Origin of the sequence: Streptomyces sp. NPDC052043 (assembly GCF_044548235.1) — a bacterium.
In the GTDB taxonomy this organism is placed as follows: domain Bacteria; phylum Actinomycetota; class Actinomycetes; order Streptomycetales; family Streptomycetaceae; genus Streptomyces.
The window spans coordinates 2406-9242 of the sequence record NZ_JBIUBT010000031.1 but is presented as its reverse complement, the minus strand read 5'-3'; the positions used below and the strand labels follow the sequence as shown (position 1 = coordinate 9242).

Sequence of the window (6837 nt, the reverse complement as noted above, 5' to 3'; positions counted from 1 at the left end):
TCCAGATGTTCTCCACGGCAGCATTCAACCGTTGCTGCACCAGCCCGACCAGTGCCTTTCCCAGTCCATGATCGCCAATTGAGATGAGCTGTAAATGTGATGTTCGCCATGCAGTGTGGGCGGCTGTCGCACATCAAGAACCGTTCCGCCAAGCTCGGCAGCTAGATTCAGCTGATGGACTCCACTGCTCACATCCTGGCTCTCATTCGTAGGGCGTTGGACGAGTTCGACGATCACCCAGTGCAAGTATCGGTTCGGCGTGCCGTGCGGATCGCGAGCCTCATCGGCGACTCGCACGCCGCAGTCCGGCTCGGACTCGACTTGCAGTCACGGGGTGGTGACCCAGCTCAGCATCGCGGTGATATGCAGCGCCTGATGGCCGACCCGTCACGCTGGGGAGATCGAGAAGGTACGAGCCCCGATATCAAAGCCATGCACGAGTACATGAAGGACCGTGCGAAGGGCGATGGCTCTGACATGGTGCTGGCCCACTCGCTGGCGGACATCGAATACCTGACAGAGCAGTTGCCAAGCACAGGTGCGGCCGGCCTTCAAGCTGACATGGCTCTTCGGCAGATCGAGGACAGAGCGCGATTGCGAACGTTCTCGTACCTGGTGGCATGGGAGCGGCGTTTCGGCTACACGTCAGTGAACGAGTCGATCTTCGGCGGCTACAAGGCTGAGGTCGACGAGATGCTGGCCGAGGGTGTTCCCGATCTGGTGGAGAAGTTCACCGCCGTCTACCGGCGCATGAACGAGGCCGCCGCCAGTACGCCGGACGGACCCGGTGCTGAGGAACTCTCACAGGCCCTCACAACGTGTCGCCGCATCTTGGAGGCGGCCGTTGACCACGTGCTACCTGCGCAGGATGAGCCCAGCGAGTCGGGGCACAAACTCGATCAGCCCGCCTACCGCAACCGCCTCTTCGAGTTCATCAAGCAGGCGAGCAGCAGCAAGTCCGTGGCGAAGGTAACCGTTGCCCTGGGCAAAGGTCTCCACGAGCGGTTCACCGCCGTCGACGAGCTGACCAACAAGGGCGTTCACGCCTCCGTAGCCCTCCAAGCCGCCAACCTCTGCGCGCTCAATACCTACGTCTTGTGCGGAGAGATCTTGCTTCTCAAGAAGCAGATAGACAGCAACGCGATGCACCTTGACGACACTGCCGTCCCCGAATCACCCGACTCAGGAGCGACCGTAGGTGACAGCACGGTGACAGCACGGGCGTAGCGTCGTTGGACGCTACGCCCCGAGCCGGGCCCCGGGGCCGCGTCGCCTGACGTCGAAGGTCATCGCCCGGGGAGGCGGTCGCGGGAGCACAGCAACAGCCCAGTGCCCAGCGTGCCGGCGGCCAGCGCAAGCCGTCGGCAGTGCAGGGTTCCCGGCCGTGCCCCCTGTACGTCACACCCAGCGCGAAGCGGCAGGTATCAACCGCCCGCGCCGGCCGACCACCCGCTACGCGGCTGGCTCGTAGGACACGTTCTGGTCCAGGCAGCCAGCCGCCGTCTTGCACAGGGCCGACGCAGCTTCGTTGGCTGTCAGGCTCCAACGTCGCGACCTATTCTCCGGCACGAAGCACGGCCGCTGGGAACGAATCTGCGTCCTGGACGACGGTCACGAGACCTCGGTGGAGGAGCCCCCACTGGGTCCGTAACAGCGAGGGCCAGCCGGTCGCTTGGGTGGGCAACGCACCCGGTGACTGGGATCTTGGTGCCGCTCCCCTCCTCAACTACGGGGCGGCCGAGACGGTTTCGGTGAGACGGTCCAGCCGCGTGTAGAGCGCCTGCACGAGGCGGGCGCGGTTCTGGACGCAGCGGGCGGTGCCCTTTAGCAGCGCGGACCGGCGTCCGTCGGCTTCGCGGAGGACGACTTCGGCGAGGGCACCGCGGCCGTCGCTCTTGGGCACGGCGGCGGCGTGGCGCCGGACGTCGACGGCCACCGCGCGGGCGTGCCCGGTGAGTTCTCACCAAGATGGTCTTCAAGGTGGGCGTGGAGGACGTTGGTGAAGCCCACCTCCCCTTCGCCCGGCTGGCGTTGGACGTAAGGGCGTCGGCAGAGAGACGACGTCGAGCGAAAGCGCCATCGCCTTGGGCCAGCGGAGCTGCAAACATGACGCCATGGCAGATCTGCGCCCTGACGCGCCCAAGGGGCTACGGGCACCCCTCCCCACTCTCATACTCGACACGTGCGTGGTAACCACGCTGCCGTGGAATAGCACGATCTGGGAGCTGTTCCGCGCTGTTCGTACTGCCGGGCTTCAGCGGATAGCCATCCCCGAGATGGTCCTTATGGAACTGCTTGCCCAGCGAAGCCGAGAGTACGACTCGGCGTGCAAGAAGGCGTATGCGGCTCACGAGGCCTTGTGGAAGCTCCAGTTCGTAGAGAACGAGGCGTTCCACCACTTTCCTGCCGTCTACAGCCCGCAGGACTACCTGAAGCGGTGGGAGGAGATCTACCGAACGACCCTGGAAGTCCTGCCCCTAAGCCGTGAGGCCGCCGTTGAAGGCCTCCGCCGCGAGGCCTACCGGCTGCGGCCGGCCCGGGCGAACGGGAAGGGAGCCGTGGGCAGCAGAGACGCGGCCATCTGGATGACCGTCCTGGAACAAGCGAAGGGCGACCCGTCCGGTTCAGTGTGCTTCGTCAGTAAGAACACCGATGACTTCGGCCCGAACGGGATCCTGTACCCGGACATGGCCGAGGAAGTGAAGGTCGCGGGCCTGGATGTCGAATACCTCACCAGTCTCGACGAAGCGCTGAACCGGATCAGCCGCCGCGAAGTCCTTCCTCACGACGACCCGGACCTGACCGAACGGCTCTCTGCCCTCGCAGCGGCGGACGTTTTCACGGCGTCCATCTACAACAGCCTGGTGGGGCAGTCGGTGGCCGGCGCGGCAGTCGATTTTGACGATGAGGACCCCTTCGCCGACTGGGAGACCCACTGGGAAGCCTTGACGATCCGCATGCTCTATTCGATGGACTGGCGTGACGAGGTTGCGTACTCCACCGGGACGACCACGGCCGAGCCGGTTCGGACCCTGGCCGCTACCTTGAGCCTCTTCGTCGGCGGCGAGGCGCAGCGCTGGACGCAGCGCATGGGAACTGGTGCCCCCGAGCCCGTGGCCTTCGCCATCGACGTCAGGATCCTGATGGGCCCCCACTCCGTCAGCGTCGCTTCGGTCAGCGACCCTAGGCCCTTCACCAGCACGGAGGAGGCCACGGCCTCCGCCGCGGCAGCAACCTTGCTGTCATCCGATTGGGGACCCCCACCTCCCCACCTCTTTGAACAGCAGGAAGAGCTGTAGGCCGCCCCCTGTTCCGCCAACTGTGATGCCCAGGACCCGTGCGAGCGACCACTGGTGTTGACAACGAGGGCCGCCAACGGTGCCTTGCATCGGGGCGGACAGGTAGCTGTCGGCTTCGCGGACCGGTGTCGGTGTCCGGGGCCTGGACGGCGACCGTGCCGACCCGGTCCCCCGCGATGGTCTGGTCCGGCAGGCTTAGCCACTATGACGTCCTACACCGCGAGCAGTTCCTTCGTCCCGGCTCCCGACGGCTGGCGCATCGCCATCGGGGATCCGCAGGACAAAGACATCATGGTTGTCCCAGTTATCGGGTGGCAGTCCGTGACAGGAGGTGCCACCGAGACCTCGATCGCAGCATCTCCTGTGGAGCCCGTAGTGCTCTTCGACAACACAAAAGATCCGATCATCAGCACTGTGCACGCCACTATCGAGAGCTGGTCCAACGGCGCTTACGTCCACCAGGTCCTCGCGCCCGGAGTCACCCTGCGAGACGTCCCCGAAGGATGGAAAGTGGTGGACCCATACCAGGGGTGAACGGCCAGCTATAGCAGCAATCCCTCACTGAACCGGCCCTTCAGCCCCAGCAACGGCGTCCTTCGGTGCAGGACGCCGTTGCTGGTTTTCCGGGACGGATTCGGTGAGGCGGTCCAGGCGCGTGTAGAGGGCCCGTACGAGGCGGGCCCGGTTCTGGATGCCCTCGGCGATGACCTCGTTCGGGCTCTGAGCAGCCGATGGAGAAGTCGGCGAACTCCACGTCGGTGAAGGCGATCCCGAGACCGTGCGCACCCGGCTGGCTGGCCCGGCGGCCTCGTCTGCCGGCGGGGTACCCGTCGCACCGCATCGGCTACCTGCATGCGCGGTCTTGTGTCATCACTCTCTGGCAGCAAGAGTCAACCAGGCAAGACGGTCAGCCCTTCCACACGCTGCGGTGCGTTGCCGCAATGCTGGTGGGACTGGCGTCGAAGCGGCGGGGTTACGGCAGGCCGGGCAGAGGGTGGGGAGATGACGGGGGCACGACGTCAGGTTCGGTCACGGGGTGAGCTGATCCGGCAGCGGGCGCAGGCGCAGTTCGTGGGCCGGCGGGAGCAGTTGTCGCGGTTCGCGGAGAACTTGGCGAAGGATCCGGGGTCGGTGACGGATCCGGCCGAGTTCCTGTTTCACGTGCGGGGTGTCGGTGGGGTGGGTAAGTCCACGCTGCTGCGGCAGTGGCAGCAGGCGGCTCGCAGGGCGGATTCGGTCACCGCAGTGGTGGACGAAGGCGATGTCCACGGCGTGCAGCAGGCTCTGACGGAGCTGGCCCGTCAGTTAGCCGAGCAGGCGGGGCCGCTCAAGGAGTTCGACCGGGAAGCCGAGCAGCATCGCCGGGATCAGGAGGCGGCCGCAGGGCCGTCCGTGGAGGGCGCTGCCGGCTCGGAGGGCGGGGCTTCGGCGTCAAGCCGGGTGGTGGCACAGGCCGCGCTGGGGGCGGCATCGCTGATTCCGGGGGCCGGGGTGGTCACCGCGATGGCGAGTCCGGATATCACGGCTCAGGGGCTGGACCGGCTGCGGGCTGGTGTCCGGGCACGGGAGCGCCGGGGACACGGGGGTGACACGGCGGGGTTGAGTCGGGCGTTCGTCTCAGAGCTGGGCCGGTTGTGTAGCCGCTACCGGTGGGTGGTGCTGTTCTTCGACACGTGGGAACAGACGGGGCGCTACCTGGATGGGTGGCTGCGGGATGTGCTGACAGACGCCTTCGGGCCGCTGCCGATCAACGTCATGGTGGTGCTGGCCGGGAGGAACGAACTCGCTGAACGGGAATGGGCACCGCTGCGAGGGCAGGTTGCGGACGTACCTTTGGAAGTGTTCTCCGAAGCGGAGACGCGGGATCTGCTCGCCGCACGGGGCGTAACGGAGCCAGCGGTGGTGGAGGCAGTCCTGCAGCTGTCGATGGGACTGCCGCTGCTCGTCGCACTTCTCGCCCTCGCCCGGCCGATGACCACCCAGGATGTGGACGCGGGCGGGGACGTGGTGGACACCGCGGTCGAGCGTTTCGTGCAGTGGATCTCAGACGTGCAGCACCGTGAAGCGGTACTGGCGTGCGCACTCGCACCGCAGCTGAACGAGGACATCTTCGCCATCGCCGCACCGCAAGACGCCCAGGAACTGTGGGGGTGGCTGTGCCAGCAGCCCTTCGTCAGTGGCCACGGCGACTTCAAGCAATACCACGCAGTGGTACGCGCGAGCATGGTGCGCCAGCAGCGCACCCACTCCCCCCAGCGCTGGACAGCAGCACACCTCCGGCTCGCCGACGCACACGCCACCTGGCGCACCGGCATCGAGCAGAGTTTGTCCGAGGCTAAGCGGTGGGGCGATCCCCGATGGCGCCAGCACCGCCTGGCCGAGACCCATCACCGGCTGTGCGCCCACGCCGCAGCCGACCTGCCGACTGCGCTGGAACAGGCTGTCCACGCAACTGGCCAGGACACGGCAGTCCTGCGCCAGTGGATCGACACCTTCGGACAAGCAGCCACCGACACCAGCGACCCCGCCCTCCTTTCCTGGGCGAGCCGCCTCCAGAACGCCGTCGCCGACGATCAGCCCGCCCTCACAGCCCTCACTGCCCTGCTGCACCACGGCCACCTCAGCACAACCGCCCAGGCCTGGGCACACACCTACCGCGGCCAACGCCTCCACCTCAACGACCGCGACGAAGAAGCCCTCGCCGAACTGGATCGGGCCGTCGCCGCCGACCCCCACAACGCCCGTGCCTGGGCGTATCGCGGCGATGTCCACCGCTGGCTCGATCAAACCGATCGGGCACTCAGCGACCTCACCGTTGCACTCGACCTCGACCCTCAAGACGCCTGGGCCCTCGTCAGTCGTGGCGAAGCCCACCAGCAGGCCGGCCACTACGACCAGGCCATCACCGACCTCACCACCGCACTCGACCTCGACCCCCAAGACGCCTGGGCCCTCGCACAACGCGGCGATACCCACAGGCAGGCCGGCCACTACGACCAAGCCATCACCGACCTCACCACCGCACTCAACCTCGACGCCACCCCCGCCTGGGCCCTCGGCAGTCGCGGCCAAACCCACAGACAGGCCGGCCACTACGACCAGGCCATCACCGACCTCACCGCCGCACTCGACCTCGACCCCCAAGACGCCTGGGCCCTCGCACAACGCGGCGATACCCACAGGCAGGCCGGCCACTACGACCAGGCCATCACCGACCTCACCGCCGCACTCGACCTCGACGCCACCCCCGCCTGGGCCCTCGGCAGTCGCGGCGAAGCCCACCGAGAGGCCGGCCACTACGACCAGGCCATCACCGACCTCACCGCCGCACTCGACCTCGACCCCACCCTCGCCTGGGCCCTCGCAAAACGCGGCGAAACCCACCGAGAAGCCGGCCACTACGACGAAGCCATCACCGACCTCACCGCCGCACTCGACCTCGACCCCACCCTCGCCTGGGCCCTCGCACAACGCGGCGAAACCCACAGGCAGGCCGACCACTACGACCAGGCCATCACTGACTTCACCACCGCACTCG

4 protein-coding genes and 1 pseudogene are annotated in these 6837 nt (G+C 66.9%); 4 read left to right on the top strand and 1 reads right to left on the bottom strand.

Features of this window, described 5'->3' with window-relative positions; genetic code table 11:
- Positions 1–174 precede the first annotated feature (174 nt).
- Positions 175–1227, top strand: a complete 1053-nt coding sequence (locus tag ACIHCX_RS37950) for a hypothetical protein (protein ID WP_400037960.1) — start codon at positions 175–177, stop codon at positions 1225–1227.
- Between the two features lie 499 nt (positions 1228–1726).
- On the opposite strand, the pseudogene ACIHCX_RS37945 reads toward ACIHCX_RS37950, so the two are convergent.
- Positions 1727–1960 (bottom strand): annotated as a pseudogene (locus tag ACIHCX_RS37945) (restriction endonuclease); the annotation flags it as partial.
- 154 nt (positions 1961–2114) lie between these two features.
- Between ACIHCX_RS37945 and ACIHCX_RS37940 the strand changes: the two are divergent.
- From ACIHCX_RS37940 to ACIHCX_RS37930, 3 genes are all read left to right on the top strand, one after another.
- A complete protein-coding gene (locus ACIHCX_RS37940; RefSeq protein WP_400037958.1) occupies positions 2115–3299 on the top strand; it encodes a PIN domain-containing protein in 1185 nt (394 codons plus the stop codon).
- A 204-nt stretch (positions 3300–3503) separates the two neighbouring features.
- Positions 3504–3833, top strand: a complete 330-nt coding sequence (locus ACIHCX_RS37935) for a hypothetical protein (protein ID WP_400037956.1) — start codon at positions 3504–3506, stop codon at positions 3831–3833.
- A gap of 597 nt (positions 3834–4430) precedes the next feature.
- Positions 4431–6837 (top strand): tetratricopeptide repeat protein (locus tag ACIHCX_RS37930; RefSeq protein ID WP_400037954.1); only part of this gene is annotated, 2407 nt, incomplete at its 3' end.